Origin of the sequence: Niallia sp. Sow4_A1 (genome assembly GCF_052116745.1) — a bacterium.
GTDB classification, from domain to species: domain Bacteria; phylum Bacillota; class Bacilli; order Bacillales; family Cytobacillaceae; genus Niallia; species Niallia hominis.
The window spans coordinates 1-438 of sequence record NZ_JBQKKM010000147.1 but is presented as its reverse complement, the minus strand read 5'-3'; the positions used below and the strand labels follow the sequence as shown (position 1 = coordinate 438).

1 protein-coding gene is annotated in these 438 nt (G+C 34.5%); it reads left to right on the top strand.

Translation table 11 applies throughout. From position 1 onward, the window contains the following. Positions 1-129: 129 nt before the first annotated feature. The coding region (gene tnpA, locus ACTQ5K_RS25595; RefSeq protein WP_441994461.1) for an IS200/IS605 family transposase at positions 130-438 on the top strand (309 nt) is incomplete at its 3' end.

Genomic DNA, 438 nt, shown 5'->3' with positions numbered 1-438 from the left:
ATCTTTTTAAACCACAGGCTATGCCTGTGTGCAAATGAAACTTGTAGAGTTGTATCAGAAAAAAACTCCAATCGTTATAATAGAAGATGGCCGTCAAACCAACTTCTATTAACGAGAGGAGTCCTGCTCATGTCGAGCGACAATAGTTTATCACATACAAGATGGAATTGTAAGTATCATATCGTATTTATTCCCAAATACAGAAGGAAAGTAGTGTATGGGAAATTAAGAAAAGATATAGGTGCTATTTTGAGAAAACTATGTGAAATGAAAGATGTAGAAATATTGGAAGCACATGCAATGCCAGATCATATTCACATGCTGGTCAAAATACCACCGAAAATGTCTGTTTCGTATTTCATGGGATATTTAAAAGGTAAAAGTTCCTTGATGATCCATGATAGACACGCAAATTTAAAATATAATCATGGAAACCGA